Source organism: Ruegeria sp. YKSF57, assembly GCF_059612585.1.
On sequence record NZ_JBXWQW010000030.1, the window covers coordinates 36,316 to 61,827 of the forward strand.

At 55.5% G+C, this 25,512-nt stretch carries 25 protein-coding genes, 1 tRNA gene and 2 pseudogenes; 15 read left to right on the forward strand and 13 right to left on the reverse strand.

Translation table 11 applies throughout. The features are described 5' to 3' along the window. The first annotated feature begins 250 nt into the window (after positions 1-250). From rpsF to AC2FLX_RS13970, 6 genes are all read left to right on the forward strand, one after another. Positions 251-604: a 30S ribosomal protein S6 gene (gene rpsF, locus AC2FLX_RS13945; protein WP_480748280.1), complete on the forward strand. Its 354-nt coding sequence runs from the start codon at positions 251-253 to the stop codon at positions 602-604. Between the two features lie 28 nt (positions 605-632). After that, positions 633-860 (forward strand): 30S ribosomal protein S18, encoded by a 228-nt coding sequence (gene rpsR / locus AC2FLX_RS13950; protein WP_005608650.1) that lies wholly within the window; start codon positions 633-635, stop codon positions 858-860. A gap of 13 nt (positions 861-873) precedes the next feature. Beyond that, on the forward strand, positions 874-1,482 hold the full coding sequence (gene rplI / locus AC2FLX_RS13955; protein ID WP_496810682.1) for a 50S ribosomal protein L9: 609 nt from the start codon (positions 874-876) through the stop codon (positions 1,480-1,482). Positions 1,483-1,644: 162 nt separating this feature from the next. Then, positions 1,645-2,136, forward strand: a complete 492-nt coding sequence (locus AC2FLX_RS13960) for a transglycosylase SLT domain-containing protein (protein ID WP_496810681.1) — start codon at positions 1,645-1,647, stop codon at positions 2,134-2,136. Positions 2,137-2,404: 268 nt separating this feature from the next. Further along, positions 2,405-3,106, forward strand: coding sequence for a helix-turn-helix transcriptional regulator (locus AC2FLX_RS13965; RefSeq protein ID WP_480748277.1), 702 nt, complete (start codon positions 2,405-2,407; stop codon positions 3,104-3,106). A gap of 95 nt (positions 3,107-3,201) precedes the next feature. Continuing rightward, positions 3,202-4,065, forward strand: coding sequence for an acyl-homoserine-lactone synthase (locus AC2FLX_RS13970; RefSeq protein ID WP_496747288.1), 864 nt, complete (start codon positions 3,202-3,204; stop codon positions 4,063-4,065). 385 nt (positions 4,066-4,450) lie between these two features. On the opposite strand, the gene tig is transcribed toward AC2FLX_RS13970, so the two are convergent. The 3 genes from tig to AC2FLX_RS13985 form a co-directional block, all read right to left on the reverse strand. After that, complete coding sequence (tig, locus tag AC2FLX_RS13975) at positions 4,451-5,782, reverse strand: trigger factor (RefSeq protein WP_496810680.1); 1,332 nt, start codon at positions 5,780-5,782, stop codon at positions 4,451-4,453. Between the two features lie 190 nt (positions 5,783-5,972). Then, positions 5,973-7,073 carry a porin gene (locus tag AC2FLX_RS13980; RefSeq protein WP_480748274.1) on the reverse strand — a complete coding sequence of 367 codons (1,101 nt, stop codon included), beginning with the start codon at positions 7,071-7,073 and terminating at the stop codon, positions 5,973-5,975. A 453-nt stretch (positions 7,074-7,526) separates the two neighbouring features. Further along, a tRNA-Leu gene (locus tag AC2FLX_RS13985) sits at positions 7,527-7,613 on the reverse strand. Between the two features lie 142 nt (positions 7,614-7,755). Between AC2FLX_RS13985 and AC2FLX_RS13990 the strand changes: the two genes are divergently transcribed. Both AC2FLX_RS13990 and lipB read left to right on the forward strand, forming a co-directional pair. Next, positions 7,756-8,412, forward strand: a complete 657-nt coding sequence (locus AC2FLX_RS13990; protein WP_496810701.1) for a DsbA family oxidoreductase — start codon at positions 7,756-7,758, stop codon at positions 8,410-8,412. A 45-nt stretch (positions 8,413-8,457) separates the two neighbouring features. Next, complete coding sequence (gene lipB, locus AC2FLX_RS13995) at positions 8,458-9,141, forward strand: lipoyl(octanoyl) transferase LipB (RefSeq protein ID WP_496747276.1); 684 nt, start codon at positions 8,458-8,460, stop codon at positions 9,139-9,141. 352 nt (positions 9,142-9,493) lie between these two features. On the opposite strand, the gene AC2FLX_RS14000 is transcribed toward lipB, so the two are convergent. The 3 genes from AC2FLX_RS14000 to AC2FLX_RS14010 form a co-directional block, all read right to left on the reverse strand. Next, entirely contained in the window at positions 9,494-10,414 is a 921-nt protein-coding gene (locus AC2FLX_RS14000; protein ID WP_496810679.1) for a cation diffusion facilitator family transporter, read from the reverse strand. A gap of 80 nt (positions 10,415-10,494) precedes the next feature. Next, the gene (locus tag AC2FLX_RS14005) at positions 10,495-10,911 is read right to left on the reverse strand and encodes an HIT family protein (RefSeq protein ID WP_496810678.1); all 417 of its coding nucleotides are present in this window, start codon (positions 10,909-10,911) and stop codon (positions 10,495-10,497) included. A 165-nt stretch (positions 10,912-11,076) separates the two neighbouring features. Further along, positions 11,077-12,960, reverse strand: coding sequence for a tetratricopeptide repeat protein (locus tag AC2FLX_RS14010; RefSeq protein ID WP_496747270.1), 1,884 nt, complete (start codon positions 12,958-12,960; stop codon positions 11,077-11,079). 303 nt (positions 12,961-13,263) lie between these two features. Here AC2FLX_RS14010 and ctaD point away from each other — a divergent pair, with 303 nt between their 5' ends. From ctaD to AC2FLX_RS14025, 3 genes are all read left to right on the forward strand, one after another. Further along, positions 13,264-14,922: a cytochrome c oxidase subunit I gene (gene ctaD, locus AC2FLX_RS14015; RefSeq protein ID WP_496747268.1), complete on the forward strand. Its 1,659-nt coding sequence runs from the start codon at positions 13,264-13,266 to the stop codon at positions 14,920-14,922. Between the two features lie 258 nt (positions 14,923-15,180). Beyond that, entirely contained in the window at positions 15,181-16,950 is a 1,770-nt protein-coding gene (locus AC2FLX_RS14020) for an adenylate/guanylate cyclase domain-containing protein (RefSeq protein WP_496875449.1), read from the forward strand. 183 nt (positions 16,951-17,133) lie between these two features. Beyond that, complete coding sequence (locus AC2FLX_RS14025) at positions 17,134-18,393, forward strand: hypothetical protein (protein WP_496810676.1); 1,260 nt, start codon at positions 17,134-17,136, stop codon at positions 18,391-18,393. 605 nt (positions 18,394-18,998) lie between these two features. Here the strand turns inward: AC2FLX_RS14025 and AC2FLX_RS14030 are convergent. Then, on the reverse strand, positions 18,999-19,682 hold the full coding sequence (locus tag AC2FLX_RS14030) for a TetR/AcrR family transcriptional regulator (protein WP_496747265.1): 684 nt from the start codon (positions 19,680-19,682) through the stop codon (positions 18,999-19,001). A 158-nt stretch (positions 19,683-19,840) separates the two neighbouring features. Here AC2FLX_RS14030 and AC2FLX_RS14035 point away from each other — a divergent pair, with 158 nt between their 5' ends. Then, entirely contained in the window at positions 19,841-20,062 is a 222-nt protein-coding gene (locus AC2FLX_RS14035) for a hypothetical protein (RefSeq protein ID WP_480748266.1), read from the forward strand. A 21-nt stretch (positions 20,063-20,083) separates the two neighbouring features. Further along, positions 20,084-20,449: pseudogene (locus tag AC2FLX_RS14040) on the forward strand (sulfatase-like hydrolase/transferase); the annotation flags it as partial. A gap of 84 nt (positions 20,450-20,533) precedes the next feature. On the opposite strand, the gene AC2FLX_RS14045 reads toward AC2FLX_RS14040, so the two are convergent. Genes AC2FLX_RS14045 through AC2FLX_RS14065 form a run of 5 tightly spaced genes read right to left on the reverse strand, consistent with a single transcriptional unit; the run spans position 20,534 to position 24,140 of the window. Then, the gene (locus AC2FLX_RS14045) at positions 20,534-20,908 is read right to left on the reverse strand and encodes a nuclear transport factor 2 family protein (protein ID WP_480748265.1); all 375 of its coding nucleotides are present in this window, start codon (positions 20,906-20,908) and stop codon (positions 20,534-20,536) included. Then, positions 20,905-21,801, reverse strand: a complete 897-nt coding sequence (locus AC2FLX_RS14050; RefSeq protein WP_480748264.1) for an alpha/beta hydrolase — start codon at positions 21,799-21,801, stop codon at positions 20,905-20,907. The genes AC2FLX_RS14045 and AC2FLX_RS14050 overlap by 4 nt, the downstream gene beginning before the upstream one ends. Beyond that, positions 21,798-22,280, reverse strand: coding sequence for a flavin reductase family protein (locus tag AC2FLX_RS14055; protein WP_480748263.1), 483 nt, complete (start codon positions 22,278-22,280; stop codon positions 21,798-21,800). Before AC2FLX_RS14055 ends, AC2FLX_RS14050 begins: the two co-directional genes overlap by 4 nt. Then, a complete protein-coding gene (locus AC2FLX_RS14060; RefSeq protein WP_480748262.1) occupies positions 22,280-22,957 on the reverse strand; it encodes a glutathione S-transferase family protein in 678 nt (225 codons plus the stop codon). The genes AC2FLX_RS14055 and AC2FLX_RS14060 overlap by 1 nt, the downstream gene beginning before the upstream one ends. Next, positions 22,950-24,140, reverse strand: coding sequence for an LLM class flavin-dependent oxidoreductase (locus AC2FLX_RS14065; protein WP_480748261.1), 1,191 nt, complete (start codon positions 24,138-24,140; stop codon positions 22,950-22,952). Before AC2FLX_RS14065 ends, AC2FLX_RS14060 begins: the two co-directional genes overlap by 8 nt. A gap of 102 nt (positions 24,141-24,242) precedes the next feature. Between AC2FLX_RS14065 and AC2FLX_RS14070 the strand changes: the two genes are divergently transcribed. Further along, positions 24,243-24,860 carry a helix-turn-helix domain-containing protein gene (locus AC2FLX_RS14070; protein ID WP_480748260.1) on the forward strand — a complete coding sequence of 206 codons (618 nt, stop codon included), beginning with the start codon at positions 24,243-24,245 and terminating at the stop codon, positions 24,858-24,860. Positions 24,861-25,212: 352 nt separating this feature from the next. Here the strand turns inward: AC2FLX_RS14070 and AC2FLX_RS14075 are convergent, their stop codons facing one another. Then, positions 25,213-25,401, reverse strand: coding sequence for a transposase (locus AC2FLX_RS14075; protein ID WP_496875450.1), 189 nt, complete (start codon positions 25,399-25,401; stop codon positions 25,213-25,215). Between AC2FLX_RS14075 and AC2FLX_RS14080 the strand changes: the two are divergent. Then, positions 25,363-25,512: pseudogene (locus AC2FLX_RS14080) on the forward strand (IS110 family transposase); the annotation flags it as partial. The gene AC2FLX_RS14075 and the pseudogene AC2FLX_RS14080 overlap by 39 nt on opposite strands.

Below are 25,512 nucleotides of genomic sequence, written 5' to 3' on the forward strand. Positions count from 1 at the left end.
CGGTTACTCTTATGCGGTTCAACTCGCGGTAGTCAGAATTTCGACTGAAAAAGCGTCAGCAATTGGGCGCACGCAGGGTATTTGGGCGGCGGGGTGGTGACATTATTCGGGACTTGTCCCTGACGCTCAAACGTGTATATGGGGCCATCCTTTCGCAGTGATTTGTGAACCGCGCAGCCTCTCGTGGCAGGGTCGCGAAAGGGAAATGGCCCCGCCTATGAAATGCGCCTTGATATAAACAGGAGCACACATGCCGTTCTATGAGCATGTCATGATTGCGCGTCAGGACCTTTCCAACGCGCAGGCGGAAAGCCTCGTCGAACATTTCGGCACCGTCCTCGCGGACAACGGCGGCAAGATCGTCGACAGCGAGTACTGGGGCGTCAAGACGATGGCCTACAAGATCAACAAGAACCGCAAGGGGCACTATGCCTTCCTCAAGACCGATGCCCCCGCTGGAGCGGTCCAGGAAATGGAGCGCCTGATGCGCCTTCATGACGACGTCATGCGCGTTCTGACCATCAAGGTCGACGGTCACGAAGACGGCCCGTCGGTTCAGATGCAGAAGCGCGACGAACGCGGCGATCGCCGCGAACGCCGTTGATCAACGCCTGAGGAAAGGACATAAAACCATGGCCGCAAAACCGTTTTTCCGCCGCCGCAAGGTCTGCCCGTTCTCGGGTGAGAACGCGCCCAAGATCGACTACAAGGACACGCGTCTGCTTCAGCGCTACATTTCCGAGCGCGGCAAGATCGTCCCGTCCCGCATCACCGCCGTTTCGGCCAAGAAGCAGCGTGAACTGGCTCGCGCCATCAAGCGCGCCCGCTTCCTCGCCCTGCTGCCCTACGCCGTGAAGTAAGGAGAACAGGATCATGCAAGTTATCCTTCTCGAACGCGTTGCGAAACTGGGCCAGATGGGCGACGTCGTTGACGTCAAGCCCGGCTTTGCCCGCAACTTCCTGCTGCCGCAAGGCAAGGCGCTGACCGCGTCCGAAGCAAACGTTGCTTCTTTCGAATCCCAGAAAGCGCAACTGGAAGCCCGCAACCTTGAAACAAAGAAAGAAGCCGAAACGCTGGCTGAAAAGCTCGACGGCCAGCAGTTCGTCGTGATTCGCTCCGCATCGGATGCCGGTGCGCTTTATGGCTCTGTTACGCCGCGTGACGCGGCGGACGCTGCCACCGAAGCAGGTTTCTCGCTGGACAAGAAACAGGTTGCCCTGGTCGCTCCGATCAAGGAGCTGGGTCTTCACACCGTCGCGGTCATCCTGCACCCGGAGGTTGAAGTGGCAATTAAGCTCAACGTAGCGCGTTCGGCTGAAGAGGCCGAATTGCAGGCTTCGGGCAAGTCGATTCAGGAATTGGCCGCTGAGGAAGAGGCTGCCGCCGAATTCGAGATCTCGGAATTGTTCGACGACATCGGCTCGGCCGCATCCGAGGATGAAGGTCTTTCCGACGAAGAAACTTCTTCCGACGCTTCCTGAGACTGAACTCAAAAAACCTGAGGGCCGCGCATTTATGCGCGGCTTTTCTTTTTCTATATCGGCGGAAAAAGGACGACGTCGGCGGGAAACAGCACACAAACTCACAGAGGTTTGCAGCGACAAAGTCCTCCGCTTATACGGATTCCGATACGGAGGTGCCCGATGACAAACCTGACACGCCGGACAATCCTGTTTGCGTTATGCTCAACTGCATTAACTGCCTGTTCCGGTTCAGATGATCGGCTGAGCACCCGAAACCAGCAATTAAACCCTCCGCTTTATCCGAACGAAACGCCGGAATTACGGGGCCTGATCAATAAATGGGCCGACCATTACGAATTGCCGCGCGAGTTGGTCCACAAGCTTGCGATCCGCGAAAGCACCCACCGTCCTTGGGCGGTCAACAGGCCCTATTACGGCTTGCTGCAAATCTATCCGGCCACGGCCCGTACGATGGGCTATCAGGGGCCGCCAAACGGGCTTTTGGATGCCGATACAAACTTGAAGTATGCGGGAAAATACCTGCGTGGCGCCTGGCTGTTGGCAGATGGCGATCAACACCGGGCAATACAGCTTTATGCCAAAGGCTACTACTATGAGGCGAAAAGGCGTGGGATGTTGGTGGAAACAGGGTTGGCCAAACCAAATACATGAAGGGGTGTCGCATAAGGCATTCAAGAAATTGACTTGGTGCGACCAGCCTAACTGACTATTTGGACTCCTTAAGTCTATTGGTATTAGGTGTTTCGGGACACTCCTGTCACAAAATGGACAAAGTGTTGCCGATCAAGCGCGCTTAATTCCTGATTATGATCAACGTACTTGTCTATATGACGCCATTTGACGCAACGTGCGGGCGTGGATATGGTAATAGCCGCAACTTGAACGGACAGATGCACCGTCCGCAGCCGAGGTGTGCAAGGTGAAGTTAATTGACTTAGCAGCGGTCGATCAAAAAGAAACGACCGCAAGTGAAATCATAGACTCCGTCTGTGATTTGCTTGGTTTTGACTTTGCCTCTTATGCGACCATGAATCCGATTCATGGTGATGTTCAGGGGTACGCAAACTATCCCGAAGAATGGAAGCATCACTATGCCCGGCAAGGCTTTCACCATTTGGATCCCACACTCTATCAAGCGGCATTGAGCGTGGCTCCCGTTGATTGGGGGCGTTTCAATCACGACGACAAATTCAACACGGTATTTCGCGACGCGAGTGATTTCGGCATTACAGATCGCGGCCTGACTGTTCCAATCCGCGGCCCCTATGGCGAATGCGGTTTGCTCAGCGTGACGCGCGACTGTTCTGACAGAGAGTGGGAATCCCAGATCAAGGATGTCATGGGAGAGCTGCAGATGGCCGCCGTACATATTCATGACACTGTGATGCGTTCGGGACTTCTGGCAAAGGCACTGTACCTGCCACCGCTGTCATCGCGGGAGAAGGAAATCCTGCAATGGGTCGCCGAGGGCAAATCCCAGCAAGATATCGGTGATATTCTCAGCATCTCGCACCGAACGGTCGAGGTTCACATGCGTTCGGGCCGGGACAAACTTGGTGCGTTGACCACTGCGCAGGCTGTCGGGCGCGCGATAAGTCTGGGCTTAATCTACCCCGGGTAAAAAAATTGAAATCTACGGGAATCCCCCAATAGATTTCATAGTCAAGTCTCTCTTAACCTAATTGTTACGGACAATAGAGATTAGAGGGGGATGACATGATCATTGTCATTGATGGGCTGAACGCACCAAAGTTCAGCTGTGTTTTGGACGAAATGTTCAAATTGCGCGCTCGCGTCTTCCAGGATCGCCTGGGTTGGGACGTGAAAGTCGAAGATGGGAAAGAGCGGGATAAGTTCGACAACCTGCATCCTGCACATGTTGTAAGCATCAACGATGATGGGGAAGTCGTTGGATGTATGAGATTGCTTCAAACGACCGGGCCACACATGCTGGCGGACGTCTTCAACGACATCCTTGATGGTGAGCCGCCCCTGCGAAGCGCGCAAATCTGGGAAGCGACCCGCTTTTGCGTCGACACCAACAAGTTGGGTCATGGACGTGGCAAGAATACTATTTCATATGTCACGAGCGAAGTTATGATCGGGTCTTTTGAATACGCACAAAAAGCAGGCGTTCTGGACGCTGTCGCTGTGATCGATCCGGTTATCAACCGCGTCCTAAAGCGATCCGGGAATGCTCCATGCGACTATCTCGGAACACCGAAACCAATGGGAAAAGTCACGGCTATGGCCGCCTTGATGGACTGCTCCGACGAACGGATCAACAGCATTAGGGAGTATGCTGGTATAGACCACGACGTCTTCCTAGAAGAAGAAGAGGCACTTACCCTGTTCCATGGTGCAACATCGAAAGATGTTACCAAACAGCATCCGGCGAACCGTGATCACCAACCGCTCAGCGTTCTGGAAAGGTATTTCGTCGAACAAATGAACTCGGCCCGAACCGAAAGTGAAGTCCAGGCAGTGCTCAAGCTCATTGAGGAGCTTTCGGACAAGTTCACACCGGCGCAGAAGGAGGCGCTGCGACGAACACCCCGTGCTTTTGCTCAAAAGGCCTGACCCCCTCACCTTTTGAGACAGAAAGCCACTCAGGCGGAGCTGCCTTCTATACCCGGCGGCTCCGTCCCAAACCCCCCGTGCTTTTGTTGGCAAGACCTGACCCCCTCATCTTGCATATCAGAAGCCACCCAAGCGGAACCGCCGAATTACCGGCGGTTCCGCCCAAATTCCCCGGTGCTTTTGCCTGTGAGGCTCCCCCCCTCGCCTCGCGGGATCAGAAGCCACTCATGCGGAGCCGTCTGTTTTCGACGGCTCCGCCCAATTTCCCCGCGCTTCCGCGAACGAGGACCGACCCCCTCACCTCGGCCTGCGGAAGCTAAAAAAACGGAGCTGCCAGTTTCCCGGCAGCTCCGTTTTTTAGTTTTCACGAGTGCCCGGAAGAGGATTATTCCTCTTCCAGCGCCTCTACGGCCTTTTGCAGATCGTCCTTGCTGACTTCCTTGTCGCTGACGTTGGCCAGTTCAAAGACATAGTCCACAACTTTATCTTCGAAGATTGGCGCGCGCAGCTGTTGTTGCATCTGGGCGTTTTTCTGGATGAATTCAAAGAATTGGCGCTCCTGGCCCGGATATTGGCGCGCCTGCTGCATAATCGCCTGGGTCATTTCGGCGTCGGTCACCTCGACCTCGGCCTTCTGTCCCAAATCCGCCAGCAACAGGCCCAGACGTACGCGACGCTCAGCCAGCTTGACATGTTCGTCGGTTGCTTCAATCTCACCGTGGTTGTGGTCGTGCACATCGGGGTTTTCTTCGTGCCACAACTGATGAGCGATCTGCTTGGCTTCTGAATCGACCAGCGAAGGCGGCAGGTCGAAAGAGACGACATCGTCCAGTGCATCCAGCAGGCCGCGCTTCATCACTGCGCGGGCAGCACCAGCATATTCTGCCTCCAGACGTTCCGCGATGTGACCTTTGAGGGCAACCAGATCCTCGGCGCCGAATTTCTTGGCCAGTTCGTCATCAATCTCCGCGGCTACCGGTTCTTTCACCTCTTTGATCGTGCAGGTAAATACCGCTTCTTTTCCAGCCAGGTGCTCGGCGCCGTATTCTTCGGGGAAGGTGACGTTGACGTCTTTTTCCTCTTCGGCCTTCACGCCAACCAGCTGTTCTTCGAAACCGGGAATAAAGCTGTTGGAACCGAGAACCAACGGGTAATCCTCGGCCGAGCCGCCTTCGAATGCCTCGCCATCAACCTTGCCCACGAAATCGATGACAACCTGATCACCGTCCTTGGCTTTGGAGCCCTTGCGGCGTGATTTGAAGTTCTGTGCGGTTTCCGCCAGGTTGGCCAGCGCCTCGTCAATTGCCGTATCGTCCGCCTTGACCACCAGCTTTTCCAGCGCAATCGACTTCAAATCGACTTCGGGGATATTCGGAAGCGCTTCATAGGACATTTCGACATGAACGTCATCGCCTTCTTTCCAGTCCTCGTTGGTCATCTTGACCTCTGGCTGCAGCGCCGGGCGGTCACCGCTGTCCTCGAAATGCTTGTTCATCGCGCCGTCAATGGTTTCCTGCATCGCTTCGCCCAGCAGACGCTGGCCGAACTGCTTTTTCAGCAGCGCCATCGGCACCTTACCCTTGCGGAAGCCCTTCATCTCGATTTCCGGCTGCGCTTCTGTCAGCTTTTCGTTGACCTTATCGTCCAGCTCGGAAGCGGTGACGACGATGTTGTAGCCGCGTTTCAGACCTTCGTTCAGCGTCTCGGTAACCTGCATTATGGTAGTCCCCATAGGATTCGGGGCGCACGAAACCGCGCGCCAGGAAAATTTGATGCCTTCTATTTTGCCCGCCGCCCGCGTGCAAGGGTCATATCCCGAAACGATCCGGTTTCGGCACGATTTCTACCAACAAAAACGCCCCAACCTGGGCCGGGGCGCTAAAAACCTGCATTGTCAGGCTGTTAAATCAGAACTTCCAAAGAGCGCCTAAAACCCACGTTTCGTTCTTCTGGAATCCGGTGGTGCCGTCGTCGAAGTCGTGATTGCGGTATTTCAGGTACACATCGGTGTTGATGCTTTCGACCTTCTGAACCACGGCCACGCCCCAAGCTTTGGTGTCCGAGCCGTCATTTACGAAATCGGCCCCGCTATAATAGTCGACGCCAACACCGGTTTTACCCCAGGACACCCAGTCCCCTTCATAGGCAATCTTGCCATACCAATAACTGGGATCGCTCGCACCGGCGCTTTCGTCATCCCGTGTGCCTGCCGCAGCGGTGAAGCTCAGCCCGCTTGGTAACAGAACGGATGCAGACCCGATCGTATCTTTCCGGTCGCCCGAATTGTCGTCCCGTTCGCGTACGGCATAGGCGACGCCGGCGGAAAACTCGACACCACCAGCAAAGGTGTTTTCATAGTAGACCGCGACGTCGTAGTAATCGTCATCGTCGCTGGACGACAGAATGTTCTGCCCCCAGGCGACACTGGCTGAAAACCCGTTGAAATCCGGAGTGTCATAGCGAATGCGGCCGCGGCGGGAGCCGTCAAAATCATCACTGGTGTCGCCAATCGTGATACCGCTCAGCGCACCGCCCAATTCGCGATAGAAAAAGCCTGAGTTCTCGTCGTTCGTAAAGGAATATAGTGCCGTTCCGACATATGAGAGGTCAACCTCGGCGGCGCCATCCGAAGCCATGCTGCCTTGACCTGCAGACGCCCTGCCCCAGTCGCCTTTGAGCGAAAAGTCGACAAACCGGATATCAGTGCGGGTCCATCCACCGAAATCCGTACCCAATTGGCTCCACTCGGTCGAGTTCGGAAAACCCAAGGCCGATTCAAACCGGAACTGAAAGTCGTTAGCCCCGAATGGTTGGAAAACACGCAAGCCTACACGACTGTTCGACAGATCGTTGTCCAGCAAGCGGGTATCCGTCTCTTGCCCGTCATCAACGGAAATGATGGCAGGGTGCAGTTGTCCATACAACAGAACATAGCCGCCCGAGCCGTTCTCGTATTTCAGTTCGGCCGCAGCCGGAAATGCTGCAGTTGCAGCAACGAGCGCAGCCAATGATGTATTTCTTGAAATATCTAGCATAACCTTCACCATCCAGCGTTTTTGGTTCCTTTGTGTCATTCACTTGTGTGCAGCTGCAGAAAAAACCAGAGCGCGCCCGGAGAGGCTGTTTGAGAATGGCAAATCGGTCACATTCCTGCAGACATTTGCATATGAGTCTCTCGTGTTTTAAGGCGCTTGGTAGAAAAATTCATGTGCATCGAAAACGACCCCAAGAAAATTGTGCCGTATTACACATGCATTGAGCAAATACCGGGTCTGCATAGTTGCACACAAACTGGCGAAATCCCGCCGAGATTTTGACTTCCAACTAGAATTGAGCCAACACCTGAGATTGCAGCGGCGACAATGCAGAACACATATTGAAAGAAGTGTAGGCTTTGCGTGAGCCTGCAAATCAGCAGGCCTTTGAATGTCCGCCTTCACACATTCAGGCAGTATTGCCAATGGTGCGGTCGAGAAGACTCGAACTTCCACGGGAGTTACCCCACAGCGACCTCAACGCTGCGCGTCTACCAATTCCGCCACGACCGCACGCCTGTGACTTGGTGAGGGGCGTATAGACGCTCATGCCAGCGATGTGAAGAGGCAAAAACACTTCAGTTTGATTTCTTGGCACCTTCACATATCTGGTAAGAAACCTGTATTCATACGACCGACAAAGGAGCGTCGATTGATAACTCCAGAAGACCGTCCAGTCATTCAGATCGATATTGTTTCGGATGTCGTCTGCCCGTGGTGCATTGTCGGGTTCAAACAACTTGAGAAAGCGCTTGCCCAGTCGGGTGCCATTGCCCGTCTGCGATGGCACCCGTTCGAATTGAACCCCGATATGGGACCCGAAGGCCAGAACCTGAGGGAACATATCATGGAAAAATACGGCTCGACCGCTGAGCAGAGCCAACAGGCGCGCGACAGACTTGCCGAGCTAGGGGCTGAACTTGGGTTCACCTTCAATTTCAATAAAGAAAGCCGGATCGTGAATACCTTCAAGGCGCACCAGTTGCTGGATTGGGCAGAAGGCGATGGTCAGCAGCATGCTTTGAAAATGGCGTTGTTCAATGCATATTTCACCGACCAAAAGGACGTATCCGAACCGACCATCCTGATCGCTACTGCACAAGCTGCTGGTTTGAACAGTCAAGCCGCCCAAGATGCGTTGGAATCAGGCGGAAACAAGGCCCGGGTTCGCGAAAAGCAGCGTTTCTGGTCCACCAGGGGTATTTCAGGCGTGCCCGCAATGGTGTTCGGAGGAAAATACCTGGTGACAGGCGCGCAAGGTGAAGAAAACTATGGTCGGATCATACAGCGCTGCCTGACCGAAGCGGCCTGATCACTGCCCCTTTTACCCGCGACCACATCGGGGTATTGATCGGCCATGGAATGGAAGATCTCAGACGGTTTGACCGACTACCGAGAGGCGGTCGAGTTCATGGAGCAACGCTCGTCGGCCATTGCGATGGGCGAAGCAAATGAATGCATCTGGCTGTTGCAACACCCGCCTCTCTACACGGCGGGCACCTCGGCAAGGCGCGAGGATCTTACCGACCCGAACCGTTTTCCGGTCTATGAAAGCAAACGGGGCGGCCAGTACACTTATCACGGACCTGGCCAGAGAGTCGTCTATGTCATGCTGGATGTCGGCAAACGCGGTCATGACGTGCGACAGTTCGTGAAGCAGCTTGAAAACTGGGTCATCTCGGCACTGGCCGAGTTCAATGTAACCGGCGAGATTCGCGACGGACGGGTCGGTGTCTGGGTTCGCCGGAGTGACAAGCCATTGACCGCTACTGGCCAAAACGCTGAAGACAAGATCGCGGCCATCGGGATCCGGTTGCGCAAATGGGTCAGCTTTCATGGCATATCGATCAATGTGGAGCCGGACTTGGAGCATTTCTCGGGAATCGTCCCTTGCGGCATTAGCGAATATGGAGTGACGTCGTTGGTGGATTTGGGCCTGCCGGTCACGATGGCAGACGTGGACAACGCGCTGATAAGGACGTTCGATGACGTTTTTGGCGAGCGTCCGATCCACGTATTCAAAGCGGACGCCGGTCTGTAAAAGCCAATTGACGACAACGTTCGGCACTGGTTCGACTCAGGTTGAGGTATTGCCCAATTCGCACCGAAAACTCCGGTCTGGAAAACAATCTGCAAAATTTGACGGCTATGTTTCGCGACCTGGAGAAAATTTTCCTTTGATATTGTCATCTAATGCGAGTTTTAATCCATTTTTTCAGAATCCCGGTGCGGACGTTCTCAAAATACCTTAGAGTGGAATCACCATTCGAAGAGTGAGTGGGATGTTAAACCGGGATACCTGGATGACCGTCCGAGTTGACCGTTCAGTGTGATTAGTACGAGTCCGCCGCTCCGACCCAAATCGGAGCGGCAATTAATTTTCGACTCAAAACTTAGCCGTGTCCGAACCGATTGGGTTCAATGCAGGCGTGATGGGCGCATTCCACTTCAAGCGTCGCATGCTCGATGCTGAACCGGTCATGAAGAGTCACTTTAATTTGGCTTTTGATACTGTCGGCCCGCCCCCAATGACCCTGCTCCACGACCACATGAGCTGTTAGCGCTGCTTCGTTTTCCTGCATGCTCCACAGGTGGATGTGGTGTACGCTCTGCACTCCGTCTGAGGCTTCGATGGCCTCGGCCACCTGTTCCGGGTTCAGATCGGGGGGTGTTCCCAGCATCAGAACGCGGATGGTGTCTCCGATTTCGGCCTTTACGTGCCACAAGATGTAGATGGCGATCAGGAGCGTCACGGCGGGGTCGACCCATGTCCAGCCGAACACAATAACCGCGATGCCGGCCACGATGACCGCCACAGACCCCAGGGCATCGGCCACGTTGTGAATGAATGCCGCGCGGATGTTCATGCTTTGCCTGGACATGGTATAGGTCAAAGCCGCAGTGATCAGATCAACCACCAATGCAAAAACTGCAATCCAGACCACCATCCAACCGTTGATCGGTTTAGGCTCAAAGAACCGCATAATACCTTCATAAATAAGGTAAAATGACAGAACGACAAGCGTCGTATAGTTGACCAGCGCGGCGATCACCTCGGCGCGACCATAGCCGAAACTCATCCGCGCGTCCGCTGGTCGGCGAGCGATCTTGCGGGCGAAGAAGGCAATGATCAACGCGATGGCGTCCGAGAAATTGTGCAGCGCGTCGGCGATCAACGCCAGCGATCCCGACAGAATGCCCCCGATGACCTGGGCCAGGGTCAGGATCATGTTGACGGCGATGGCCAAGGCGACTCGGGTGTCGCCGGTTTGGGGGTCTATGTGGTGGTGTTTGTGCGAGTGATCGTGCGGCATGCGGCGGCGCCCCTTTTGTGATGTGTCGCAGTTCCACCTAATTGCTCCAGTAACTGGAGCTTCAAGAGGGGCGGCAAAAATTAACCAATCGCCGCCCGGATTTTTTCCGCGTGACCGGCAATCTCGGCCATGTCCCCCATGTTTCCCGGTGGCCGCAAACGGTCGCCCTCGTGACGCGGGAGGACATGGAAATGCAGGTGAAACACCTCTTGCCCACCCGCGGCCTCGTTGAACTGCTGAACCGTAACCCCTTGAGCATCAAAGGCTTTCATGACGGCATGACCCATCTTTTGAACCGTCTGCATGACGGCGGACAACTGCGCGGGCGAGGCGTCCAGAACATTGCGGCAGGGGGTTTTCGGGATCACCAGCAGATGCCCGTCGGCGCGCGGCATGATGTCCATGAAGGCCAGCGTGTCGTCGTCTTCGTAAACCTTTGAGCAGGGAATTTCGCCGCGCAGGATCTTGGCGAAGATGTTGTCGGGATCATAATCCATGTGGGCCATCCGTTCTGTGTGGGGCTTTTGACCGAGTTGTGGTCCACCTGCCTTGCCGGGTCAAGCCGGGGGTTTGTACAGCAAACTGTACGAATTGTACCGGTTTTCGAGGGGGGGTTGTTCGTTTTGTACTGGTGGATTGCGGATGGATTGCAATCACATCGGTCAGTCGGGAAGTCCACCGGCGCGCATCGCGTCAAAATATCGGTCTTGATCTTCCTTGTGCTGAAACGGCGTATTGCGGTGGGTGGAAATCCTGAAATTCGGGTTGATAGCAAGTAGATTCTCAGCCTCTGCCTGAGCTTCTTCCAGCCGACCCATTTCGGCCAATGTCGCGACAAGGATTCGGCGAGGCGGCAGAGCCTTTGGATAAGTGGCAATTCCTGTCTTTGCCAGAAGGAGAGCCTGATCGTAGTTCTTCACGAAGAAATTCGAAAGCGCCGCGTTGAAGTTATACCAACCGGGATAGCGTGGGTTGACCCTTTTGGCTTTGTTGTTCCATTCGATGGCTTCTGCGGCCTCTCCCATCAACGAGCGCAAGAAACCCATATCGTAAAGGACTTCGGGATCGTTGGGATTGCTAGTCAGCGCACGTTGATAAGCGCTGTACGCCAGTTCGTGATCGTGATCGGCAAACAGGTGAATTTGGCCCAACCGGTGTTGGACCCGGTAGTCCGTCTGATCAAGCTCCAGAGCACGGGCAACATGATGTCGGGCCAGATTCAGCGTCTCTTCGGGGGTGTCTGTTCCATTGAAACGCCAGAGGCCGAGATAGCGAGCGCCCAACTCAATATGCGCGGACAGAAAATCCGGGTCCTGAGCGATGGCTTTCTTCAGTAGATCAATCGCCTCTTGTCGGCCTGCAGTGTTCAGAGAATTGCTCTTTGCTACCGCTCTCAGATAAAGGTCATATGCCTCCAGATTGTCAGTTGGAGTTTCCCTCAGGGCTGCAATCTCTTTTGCTTCGATGACCCCCTTCAGTGTCGTGGTGATTTCCTGAACAAGCGCAGCCTGAGCAGAGAACACATCCTCGACCTTGAACTCATATTGCTCCGACCAGATCGCGTGTTCGTTCTCGGCTTCAATGAGGGTCGCATTGACCGAAAGAATGTCGTCTCGGCTATGAATGCTGCCGACCAACACATATCGAACCCCCAGTTCGCGACCAATATCCCTTGGCCTGCCCGGATCTTCTGCGAAGGTGATCGCCGTTGACCCTGCAATTACGAAAAGTTGAGGAAACTTAGAAAGCTGCGTTGTTAACGCCGTGCCGAACCCTTCGGCGAGATAACCAATGTCAACGTCATCCGACCTGTTTTCAAAAGGTATTATCACTATGGAAGGTTCAGGCGGCAACGGATGAGCCAATACATTTGTGGCAACAACTCCGTTTTCTTGTCTCCACAGCTGCAACAATGCAACAACAACGAGGATCAGAAACGCGCACGCTGCGGAAATAAGCATTCTCCGTCGCATGTGACCGCCGTTTGAGGAAGGCGCTTTCTTTTGAGAAACACCCAGCGCATTGGCTTTGGCATCAAGGACAACTTTGAATGCGCGAACCGGCCTTTCTATGTTTTTGACCTGAATTTCGCCCAGATCCTCAAAATTCAAGTCAAGCTTTCCACTGATCTGATCGTGAACGCTGCGGTGGATGCAGACACCGCCCGGATCCGCCAATCCCTCCAACCGTGCAGCCAGGTTGACCCCGTCACCGTGCAAATCGCCCTTTTCGGCAATAACGTCACCGACATTCACGCCTATCCGAAACACGATACTTTGGTCGCTACCGGCCCCCGCATTCCGTTCATGCATCCCAAGCTGAACCGCCACGGCGAAGCGGACGGCATCAACGGCGCTGGCGAACTCCATCAACGCGCCGTCGCCCATCAATTTGATCGTTTTGCCGCCGTAGAGCTGGGCGCAAGGTTCAATCAATTCTGCACGGTGGGACTTCAGCGCGCGAAGCGTTCGGCTTTCGTCGCGTTCCATAAGGCGCGAATATGCAACTACGTCGATGCTTAGAATTGCGGCAAGTCGGCGCGACATTCATTTCTCCTATTTCGAGAATAGCGGCCCTTTCGCAGCATCGCTATATTTATTCGCCTACACGGAGCTGACGGCAATCGAAGAATGGGAAGCGACGGAAGGCAGCGACGGCACCGCAACGTGAAATCAAGCTTGGCTTGCCATTCTCTCTCCTCCTCTCTTCAAGGGGGGTGCGGCCATTTATCTTGATCCAGATCAAACTCCGCCATTGAAGGCAGGGCCTTCGCATTCTAAAACCGGCAGGAATCCCCGCGCGCCGGAGCGTTTCGGCTGCGCGGTTAAGTTGCAACAGGAGGCACCTAAATGGCAGACGCAGCCATTCACGGTCATGACCATGAAGACCAGCGCGGGTTCTTTACCCGGTGGTTCATGTCGACCAACCACAAGGATATCGGGATTCTGTACCTGATATTCTCGGCGATCGCCGGTCTGATCTCGGTCATGATGACCGTCTACATGCGGCTTGAGCTGATGCATCCGGGCGTTCAGTACATGTGCCTGGAAGGCTTCATGGCCGACCCCTGCACCCCAAACGGGCATGTCTGGAACGTGATGATCACCTATCACGGCGTGCTGATGATGTTCTTTGTGGTCATCCCGGCGCTGTTTGGTGGTTTCGGCAACTATTTCATGCCGTTGCAGATCGGCGCGCCGGATATGGCGTTCCCGCGGATGAACAACCTCAGCCTCTGGCTTTACGTTGCGGGCACCTCGCTGGGTGTTGCGTCGCTGCTGTCTCCGGGTGGCAATGACCAGCTTGGGTCTGGTGTGGGCTGGGTTCTGTACCCGCCGCTGTCGACGACCGAGGGCGGCATGTCGATGGATCTGGCGATCTTTGCCGTGCACGTATCGGGCGCCTCCTCGATCCTCGGCGCGATCAACATGATCACCACCTTCCTGAACATGCGTGCGCCGGGCATGACCCTGTTCAAGGTGCCGCTGTTTTCCTGGTCGATCTTTGTCACCTCGTGGCTGATCCTGCTGAGCCTGCCGGTGCTGGCGGGCGCGATCACCATGCTGTTGATGGACCGCAATTTCGGCTTTACCTTCTTTGATCCGGCCGGTGGCGGCGATCCGATCCTGTATCAGCACATCCTGTGGTTCTTTGGCCACCCGGAAGTGTATATCGTGATCCTGCCCGGGTTCGGCATCATCAGCCATGTCATCGCCACCTTCTCGCGCAAGCCGATCTTTGGCTATCTGCCGATGGTCTGGGCGATCATCGCGATCGGCGTGCTGGGCTTTGTCGTGTGGGCGCACCACATGTACACCGTCGGCATGTCGCTGCGTCAGCAGGCCTATTTCATGCTGGCCACGATGGTCATCGCGGTGCCCACTGGCGTCAAGGTGTTTTCGTGGATCGCGACCATGTGGGGCGGTTCGATCGAGTTCAAGGCCCCGATGATGTTCGCGATGGGGTTCCTGTTCCTGTTCACCGTAGGCGGCGTGACCGGCGTGGTGCTGAGCCAGGCGGGCGTGGACCGGGCCTATCATGACACCTATTACGTGGTGGCGCATTTCCACTATGTGATGAGCCTGGGTGCGGTGTTTGCGATCTTTGCCGGGGTCTACTTCTACTTCGGCAAGATGACCGGGCGGCAGTATTCCGAGTTCTGGGCGAAGATTCATTTCTGGCTGTTCTTCATCGGCGCCAACCTGACCTTCTTCCCGCAGCACTTCCTGGGCCGTCAGGGCATGCCGCGCCGCTATATCGACTATCCCGAAGCGTTTGCGAAATGGAACCTGGTCTCGTCCTGGGGCGCGTTCATCTCGTTTGCCTCGTTCCTGCTGTTCTTCGGCATCGTGTTCTATGCGCTCAAGCGCGGCGCACGGGTGACCCAGAACAACTATTGGAACGAGTACGCCGATACGCTGGAGTGGACCCTGCCCTCGCCGCCGCCGGAACACACGTTCGAGATCCTGCCCAAGCAGGAAGACTGGGACAAGGGCCACGCGCACTGATCCCTGTCAGGTGAAACAGACAGAAAACCCCGCCGATTCCGGCGGGGTTTTTCTTTGCGGGGTGTGGCCTGGTGATGCAATTTGGCGGTTGGTGGCTTTGAGTCCCAAAGTGGATAGTTTCATAACCGCACGCTCGCTTCGCGGCGCAGCATTCTCACTATAGTGCCGCGCTCAACATTCCGGGCAAACCTCCTGGCGGGTTGATGTCCTGCTGTTGTCGATGCCAATATGCAGGAGTTCGGTTTCGCGGGGCTTGATATGAAGCGGCACCTTGCTGCAATTCTGGCACTGGATGTGGTTGGGTACTCGCGCTTAATGGCCGAGGACGAAGAAGGTACATTACGCAAACTCAAATCGGTTCATTCGGAAATCCTTGTGCCGGCAATCAGGGCACATGGCGGGCGTGTCGTTAAGGTTATGGGCGATGGGTTGCTGGCGGAGTTTCCAAGCGTCGTCGAAGCCGTTGAGGCCGCGACCGAGATTCAGATGAAACTCATGGGACAGACTGCGGACAATCAGGCAATGGACCATGTCCAGCTTCGCATCGGCGTGAACCTCGGCGACATTATTCACGAGGGCCGCGATATCTTTGGCGATGGCGTCAATGTCGCGGCCCGGATTGAGAGCCTGGCCGATCCCGGCAGTGTTTTTGTGTCCGGTACGGTATTCGAGCACGTACGAATGAAGGCTGAGTTTGTTTTCGAAGACCTCGGCGAGCAAACGCTCAAGAACATTGACCGTCCCATCCGCGTCTATCGTGTAGTGATCGAAGGAAATGGCATAAGTCAGAGCAGAAATACCACACGGAATCCCGGGGCAGTGAGCTTTCGCAAACCGACAATCGCGGTTCTGGCCTTCGAGAATATGTCCGGAGACGTCGATGACGAGTACTTCTCTGACGGCTTGACAGAGGACCTTATTACCGCACTCGCAAGGTTCAAGGAACTGGCGGTGATCTCAAGGAATTCTTCCTTTGCATTCAAGAACAAGGCTGTTTCACTTCGCGAGGTTGGAAAACAGCTTGGTGCCCGCTACGTCGTTGAAGGCAGCGTCCGACGGGCTGCAAACCGGGTCCGGGTCACAGCCCAGCTGATTGACACCTCGGACGACAGCCATATCTGGGCTGATCGCTATGATCGCAATCTTGAGGATATATTCGAGGTTCAGGATGATCTGGTCCGGCGCGTGGCGAGCACCCTCGTCAACCGGCTGGAATATTCAGATCGCAAGCGCGTCGAAAGATTGTCAGAAAATCAGATTCACGCATATGACCACTATCTTCGCGGAAGGGAGCACTTTTTCAGCTGGTCTATCGAGTCAAACCGCCTCGCGCGGGAATCTCTCACGGCAGCTTTGGGAAAAGATCCAGATTCTGCGGCAGCGTTGGCGCTCTACGCGGAAGTCCTGCTTCGGGATTGGCTGAATGGCTGGAGCATGGAGCCCGAACATGACCTCGCCGAAGCCTACCGCGTGGCGAAACACGCCGTTTCGATCGACGATCAGGATAGTCGCACCCAGATTGCGCTGGCGATGCTTCATCTGTTTCACAGGCAATATGATCAGGCAAAACTGCACTTTGAGCAAGCGCATGAAGCCAATCCAAATGATACAAGAGTGCCGATCTACTTCTCTCGCTACGAGGTTCTAACCGGAAGCCCTGAGCGTGCTGTCGAGCTCTGCGAAAGCGCCCTCGAACTGAACCCATTTGGAAAGTACAACTGGAATATTGCCATCGCGAACTTCGCAGCGCGTAAGTATCAAGATGCAATCACGGCATGCGAGAGCATTCGCAGCCCGCCTGAAACTGCCCTGGCCCTGCTTGCGGCGAGCTATGCGATGATTGGCGACCAGGAAAGATCGTCGGAAGTGACCTCCAATCTTTTGCGTAGTGCTAAAACGTCACCAATGATGTCCAGCTTCAACAATTTGGCGGCTTGGGAGGCATTCTTTGTGGCGAGATGGCCGTTCAGGCAGGCGTCAGACATGGAGCACTTTCTTGAGGCCATCAGAAAGTCAGGTATCTCATAAAGCTTGCCAAGCCTGGACCTGTCACTTGCAACAGACAGAAAACCCCGCCGGTTCCGGCGGGGTTTTTCTTTGCGGGGTGTGGCCTGGTGATGCAATTTGGCGATTGGCTGCTTTTAGCCCCGTTGTTGACAAATTGCAGCGCGGCGGCGAAATTCGGCTTTCACCTAACCTAGAGGCAGAACGATGGCGGGCAAAGTAATTTGGTCGGTGCTCCGCTTCTTGACAGGCAAACGCACAGGCCAGGATGAAGAAAAGAAAAGAGCCGAGTTCAAGGCGCGGGTCGCCAGAATAGAAGCCTTCGATAAAAGAGCATCGCGAGAATGGGAAAGTTACTTTGCAGAAGGAGCGCTGGAAAATGCCGATCCGCTAGCAAAATCCTATCACGCCTTTGTCCGAACACTGATGGAGCAGTTTCAAAAGGGCCGCCGACACCCTGAGCATGACCGCGCCATCAAGGACGGCGCGGTGATATGGCAAAAAGTCCAACGCTTGCGTGTGGAAGCTGGTCTTCCGAGAACTCTGCCACGCGATCCATCGACCGAACCTCCTCCCTCCGGAGAATTGGCTGCCGCGCTTTCAGCTTTTGAAAAGGCAAATGTTGAGACTGAACGGACATCACGTTTGCCTCTGCCCGAGGTGAAGACCGAAGACCTGAAATCGATACTATACGAGGACCAATGTCGGTGTGGCTGGGCTGCGCGTGTGTTGCCTTCAGCCGAGTTCGAAGACCTCATTCTCGATTTTTGGAATCGGTTCGGTCCTACACATTCCAAGATTATAGCCATGCGCGCTGTTGTCGATGACCTACGCCCGCTTCGCAGGTTCCCGCGGCTGGAACTGGCCCTTGAGCGCTGGCCCGACTTACCCTTCTCCTACGATCCGCCAACACAAGAAGAATTATTGCGTGCAGAGTGGAAAGCAGCCGAGCCATTGGTCCGTGACAGCGACTCGATAGAAAAAATCGAAGCTATTTTCGCTGACTTCTCTGCAGATGATCTTCACGCAGTGGCGCATGGGCAGGATCTCAATTCAGCTCCCTTTATCCTCACTATCGCTCGGCATCCACTTTGCGATTGGGCATCAGCGCTTGAAATATTGCACAGCTTTAGTGCTTCTGCGTATCAGAAGTACTGGTCTCAAGGTAAAACTGAGAGTGATTTTGACGACCAAAATGAGCGCATGCTCTTTGAGGCATTCGACATCATTGCGCAGCGAGCGAATGGGATCGGGTTCAGCAGCCGATCGTTCGCAACTAATTTCGAGAACTGGTTGGTGACGAGCAATGGCAAGCCTAACCCGTACCATCCGCAGAATTGGGAAAAATGGGCGATACCGGAAAAGAAATTGCTTCGCCCAATGGGCAAGGTCCACAAACCAGCTATCGACTTTCAAGGTACCGTGATCCGTCCCACTTTTGAGACTTGGCAAAAAGCGCGTGGTTAGCTGGGATGGTGCTAAATTTCTTACGATACAATTTCGCCGTCAGCCGGACTCGATCCCATAATGATATTCTCTCCTGTGGCCCACTGAAGCAGACATTCATTTGTTGGCGGGTTATAACCGTTTAGTCCCGCGGAGCCGCCCTTCCCGAATGCACGTTCCAGATCCTGCCCAAGCAGGCAGACCGGGACAAGGGCCACGCGCACTGATCCCTGTCAGGTGAAACAGACAGAAAACCCCGCCGATTCCGGCGGGGTTTTTCTTTGCGGGGTGTGGCCTGGTGATGCAATTTGGCGGTTGGTGGCTTTGAGTCCAACCCGTGAATTTTTTTTCGCCGCGTGCGCACGCGGCACGAATTTTGCTGCGACTGCGTGAACAGGTGTGCGCGCCGCGATGCAAAAAGGCGCCGTTCATGCAAGGCGCGGCAAATCGAAGGGGACCAAATCACAGATTGCGGACGAAGCGGACCTGGATCATCTTGACCTCAACTGCCTTCGATACGCCATCAAAGCCATTCGTCCTGGACACCGCTGGGGCCTTGGTCGATCCTTTGACCGGCCTTCGGATCCGGCAAGTCGCATGATCGGCGGCGACATCTGCGATCGATGTCACTCTACAAGCAAGCTGTCGCGCAGAAGTCTGATGATCTCCTCCTCTGGTGCCCTGTAGATACCGGCACTCCTTCGGTCTTGACCAATGAACAGGGTCAGGCCTTCGATCGATGCCGTGATGTGAAGGGCCAGAGCCGAGCAGGCATCGGGATCCCAATCGCGCCGCGTGGCGCCGATCAGGCCCTCTATCAACTGGCGCTCCATCTCATGGAGTTTGTCGGTCCAGATCGCGATGTCTGGATCGTGCAGGGACATCGCCCAGAGCTGCGGAAAGAATGCGATATCCGGCCGTCGCAAGTCCTGCACCAGCATGACGATGGTCCTTTCGAGCGCGTCCTGCGGGGAGCCCTCGGAAATCTGCAGGAGCGAGAGAATCTCTTGCGCGTAGTCCGCCATCCGGTCGCGCACCATGGACTCAACGAGATCGGACTTGGAAGGGTAGTAATATGTCAGGTTGCCCAGCTTTATGCCGACCTCTGAGGCAAGGTTGCGCATCGTGAATTTCTCCAGCGGCACGCTGATGAACAGCTTGAAGGCGCCGTCGAGTATCCGGCGCTGTGTCCTGATCCCCTTCGCCTCCGATGGATCAGCAAGCGCGATAGGGCGCTGGGCGACCAGATCCTGAAGGAGTTTCGTCGTCCTATCGGGAACGAAAGTAGCGATCCGGTTCTCCAACTTCACAGTTCAGTCCTCTGCCTCGGCTGTCCACGAGCTTCTACAACCATAGCAATCAAATAGTACGATCGTCCTAAAAATTTGCTTTCTGTATTAAAAGCCGCCGTCGATCACGCATGCAGGACTTGCCATTCGACGGGCAAAACGAGACCGGGGAGGAGACAATGCACTTACTTTCATTGCGGGTGTTGGGCGTTGCGGCTGCAGCAGTGCTTACGGCAACGGCGTTAGGTGCTCAAGAGACACAGAAGCCCAACGTCGTTGTCATGATGACCGACAACCTCGGTTGGGGTGAGATCGGGACCTATGGCGGCGGTATCCTGCGCGGCGCCCAAACACCTCGGCTCGACGGGCTGGCCGAAGAAGGATTGAAGCTTCTCAACTAGAATGTCGAGCCCCAATGCACGCCGTCCCGCTCAGCCTTCATGACCGGACGACATCCGATCAGATCAGGCACGACCAAGGTGGTCTGGGGGCTGCCCTATGGCATGGTTGGATGGGAAGTAACGATTGCGGAGCTGTTCTCGCAGGCAGGCTATCGGACGGGCATGTTCGGCAAATGGCATCTCGGCGATCAGCCGGGACGCTTTCCGACCGATCAGGGCTTCGACGTCTGGTACGGCATCCCGAACACCACCGACGAGTCGCAGTATACCAGCCAGTTCGGCTTCGACCCCGAGGTGGTGGAGACGCCGCAAATCGTTCAAGCAAAGCCCTTAGCGGGCTTTCGTATCTTGTTTGCGCGAAACCGGATTGCGCGGAACGAAGTTTGATTGACAGCGCAGCGGTTTGTCAAAGCGATTTGGGTTCCATCCAACAAAACTGCTGCGTGCCTGGCTGTGTCAATGGCTGTCGGATCAGCTTGTTCGTTGCTTGTAATATGTGTCTTTATGAACAATCAGCCCGTCTCGGTAGGTCAAAATATCGACGCTTAGAAACTCTTCTTTCGCGCCATCTTTGTGCATGGCTGTACGGCGATATTCGCAATAGGCCTTGTTTCCGGAAATGGTGCAGTCGAGCGTTTCCCAATGCACGTTCTCGACCTTGTCAAACAAGGCGGCAAAGGCGCTGCGAATGGTCTGGGCGCCCTCAAGGCGCACGCCGTGTTCCTCGGGGCCCACGGCATGATCAAATGTTGCATCCTCAGCGAAGTGCTTCATCACAGCGTCGATGTCGTTGGCATTGAACGCGTTGCCGACAGAGTCGACGAGGGCTCGGGTCACAGCGGTCATGATTGCGGTCCTTTTCCTTGAAGCATATCGCAAGTGTGTTTGAAGAAGGGGCTTGCCGGGTCGACCAGCACATTCAGTTCATCAAAGTGATCGACGTCCGGCACGAAATAGAGGCTCATCTGACGGTTTGGGGTTTCGTATTTTTCGACATACATGCGCGCTTGACGGTGGAATTCGTCCGTCTCCGCGCCGCCGACAACGATCAATTGCGGCGCATTTGTAACCGGGGGATGGTTGGTCATCGGGCTTTCGGCCTCGGCTTCTTCCGGGGTCATCCGGATACCGGAATTGAGCGCCTCAGTCAGGCGCACCGGCTCGAGGTAACTGAGCGGTGACACCGGGATGCCGGATTTGATCAGGTCCGCAGGAAGATCGTCGCCGAAAGCCGGCCAGTTGGTCCCCAGCATCATCTGAGTGATATGGCCGCCAGCCGAGTGGCCCATCACGGTGATCCGGTCTGGATTGATGCCAAGATCGCCCGCATTGCGCCAAATATATGCCATCGCTTCGCGGATTTCTTCGGAAATACGGGTGATGGTCACCGATGGGCAAAGATCGTAGCCGACGACAACAACATTGAACCCCGCCGTAACAAAGGGCGGCGCAATGAAGCTGTAGATCGATTTGTCGCCGCGCTGCCAATAACCGCCATGCACATACACCAACGTCGGCGCAGTCGCGTCCGGACAGCGGAAGACATCCAGTTTTTGTTTTTCGCCTTCCCCATACCGGATATCGAGGCTGCAATCAGATGCGGCGCGCGCGGCCTCGCTATCGCGGTTCCAGGCGGGAATGACAGTGGCTTCATAGTCCGGTCGCCCGGCCCGCAGATTGTATTGCGCGTCGAACTCATCGGGGCTGAAGCGGGTGTGATATGTCAGGTGATCGCTCATGAAGAAACCTCGGGTTGCGGCGCGGAGAAGAACGCGCCGCGGCAAAAGACAAGTGGCGGAACGGGCGCGTGGGCGTAGTTGACGACGCGGCCCAGAAGGATCTCATGATCGTCTGCATCGACCCTGCTGTGAACCGTGCACTCCAATTGCGCCGAGGCACCGGGGATCAAGGGCGTGGCGGTTCCAGCAGTCCATTCGGTGTCGGTAAACCGGTTTTCGACATCACTGGCGAAGTGCATCGCAAGGTCTTTCTGCTCGGCCGACAGGATGTTGACCGCGAAATGATCCGATTGCGACAGCGTCGGAAAGACCCGGCCAGATTTCGCGACACAGACCGAGATCACCGGCGGCTGCAGTGAGACCGACGTAAATGAATTGGCGGTCAGGCCCCACGGTTCCCCGTCTGCGTCATAGGTGGCTACGATGGTCACCCCCGTCGGAAAGGCACCAAGTGCGCGGCGATAGTCCCGGACGTCCACTATAGCACCCCTTCGCTGGCGCAAGCTTTTTCCAGCGCAGCCCATTCATCAGGGTTTGTCCCGAAAGGGCGCATGACGTGATCCCGATAGGCGGGACGTTCCGCCAGCCGCTGATACCAGGCCTCGACATTGGGCAAGGGCGGGCGGTCGACCTCGACGTTGAAGTAACGATAGGCCACGCAGCCCAACGGAATATCCGCCATGGTAAAGCTGTCGCCGCAGACATAGGCTTTGTCCGCAAGGTGCTGATCAAGAATGGTCAGCGCCTCATGCGCTTCGTCGCGCAGTTTGGCTATTTTCTTCGGGTCGCGCTGATCGGGTTGCGTGCGCACGGTTGCGAAGAACAGGTAGATCACTGGCCCAAAGGCGCGGCTGGCCGACCACTCCATCCATTGATCCGCAATTGCACGGGTCTGAATGTCGGAAGGGCTTAGCGTTCCCGCACCGTACCGGTCACAGAGATACCGCACGATGGCCAGGCTTTCCCATAGCGCAAAATCACCGTCGCGGATCGCCGGAATCATCCGGTTGGGATTGATCTGTGCGTAAAGTTCAGTATCGAGTTTACCAAAGCTGCCCCCGGCAAGTTGCAGGGTGTAGTCCAGCCCAAGCTCATTCGCTGTCCAGATGACCGGGATGACGTTCGACGAATAGGGTCGCCCCCAAATCTCAAGCATGTTCCAACATCCTTTTCTGCGCGATAGACTGCGTGCCGAATTTGGGAACGACGCGCTCGAACAGGCGATGCCAGCTGGCCAGAATTTTCTCGTAGGGCACACCGGTGTATTGCTGCATCAGCATAAGGTGATCGAGGCCGATGGTTTCCTGCCGCTCTGCAAACCGGTCCGCGACATATTCGGCATCGCCCACCACGATGATCCCGCGTTTGTTGAGGAAATCGAACCAGTCCATGTCCTCATCTTCGGGGGTCATCTCTTCGCCGACATCCAGATAACCGGCTTTGGTCCATTCACCCTTGGGACGCGACCCGCCGAGGAATTCGTAATAGGCATTGATCGGGCCACGAATGGTATTCACAGCCTCTTCCATGCTTTCACCCACATAAAAAGCCGTGCAGACACCGACACCTTCGCCAAGCTTCACCTCGCGCGCTTCGCGTTGCGACAGGGCCTCGCGGTAAGGCTCCCAACAGGCCAGTGTCGCCTTGGCGCCCGCCGCCATAGAGATCACACCCCAACCGCGCTCACCAGCCAGTTTGAACGTGGGCGGGGCATTTGACATCAGCCAGACCGGCGGATGAGGGTTGGAATAGGGGCGTGGATGCACATACATCGCTTTGTATTCACCATCCTCGCCGTGATAACGCGGGTCCAGAGGGTCAAAGAACCGGTTGGTCTCTTTCCAGCCGGGAACCGGGAATTGATAGAACTCGCCGTGATGGGTGAACGCCTCGTTGGTCCAGGCCTTCAGGATAATCTCAAGGCTTTCCTGATAGAGCCGCATGACCTTGGAATTTTCGCGCCGGTCCGCATCCTTGTTGAACTGGATGGTCGAGCGTTCGTTGATACCCTTGGCAACGCCGAAATCGAAACGCCCCTGCGTCATGTTATCAAGCATCGCGGCATCTTCGGCCACGCGCAAAGGATGCCAGTCCGGCAGGATGATTGGCGCCGTGCCCACCCGCAGTTTCTTGCAATGCGCGGCCACATGGGTGCCCATCTGGATCGGGTTGGGCGGCGCATTCATATATCCGTTATGGGCAAAGTGATGCTCGGTGAACCATGCGGTTGTGAAACCCGCCTGCTCGGCCAGTGAACACTGTTCGAGGATCATATCCAGCGTGCGCGCCCAGGGAATCGTCTCGCCAGGGCTAAAATTGGCAATCAAATCAAAGCGCATAGCATCCTCCCAGTCGGTCGAAAATCAGTTGATTATCTCCCACTTTTTCAACTAAGTTGATTTTCACTCGAAAAGTCAACATTAATCATTTATCCCGAATGCATGAATAACGATCTATCTCAGACCGAAGCCCAACGGCTTGGCAGTGAAATTCGCGAAGTGCGCAAGGCTCGAGGGCTTACGTTAAAAGATCTCTCAGAGGTGGTGTCCTGTTCCAAGGCCTACCTCAGCCGTATTGAGTTGGGGTCGGCCAAAGTATCGGCCGAGCTATTGCAGGAAATCAGTACTGCGCTTTCGGTCGATCCCAATTGGTTCTTTCCCAAGCAAACCGGCAATGGCCCGTTAGAGCGCAAACATGTTGTCCGAGGCGAGAATCGCCGGGCCCTGTCGGCCATGTATACGCGCTCGACAGACGAGTTGGGGTTCGAGGATGAACTACTTTCGAGCACGCTATCCGGCCAATGCTACCTGATACTGTCCCGATTTCGTCCTGGTGCTGGCACCCCCCCTGAACCACTGGAAGGCTATTCCTTTGAAGGGGAACAACATGCAATTGTCCTGAGCGGTGAAGTCGAACTGCGCCTTGGCGATGAAATTATCGTCTTGCGCGAAGGCGACAGTTTTTCCTATCCCTCAATGATCGCGCACCGGTTTCGCAACAGAACAGATGTAGAGGCCATAATGGTCTGGGCGATGTCGCCAATACGGATTACTTGGTGATTGTTGGCCAGCTGTCATTATCGCGAAAACTGCTCTTATTACAAAGCAACGAATGACGGCATATCGAAATATCCACGGATCCGACCTAACTGCTTGGGCCAAAACCAGTCATTTGGCCAATTGAGACGATTGTTGGCTTTGTCCACGTCTCGACGGTCCATCCTAAAGCACCCGACCTTTAACCTGAGACATACCCGGCAGCCTTGAAGTAATTCCAGCACTCTTCTGGTGAGAAGAGTTCACAGATTTCCGTGGGAGCGTGGAACATGTCCGTGAAGAACCGTGTGCCGATCCTGCGCAGGTGCGCTTTGAGTTTGGAAAAGGCCATCTCAATCGGGTTCAGGTCAAGGCTTTACGGCGGCAAGAACAAGAACCAGCATCCGGCTTTGCGCATGGCTTTGGCGGCGGCGGCATTCTTGTGCGTGGCGAGGTTATCCAGGATGACAACGGTTCCGGGTTCCAGTTCCGAGACCAGCACCATCTCGACGTAGGCTGTGAAGGCCTCGCCATCCATCGCCCCCTTGATGACCCACGGTGCCATCAAAGGACCCAGACGATCAACATGCTCCGTGGGCTGCTGGCGGAGTTCGGCATCGTCTTTGCCCAGGGCGTTGGTCACGCCGTCCGGTTCGCGAAATGCACAATCCAAGGG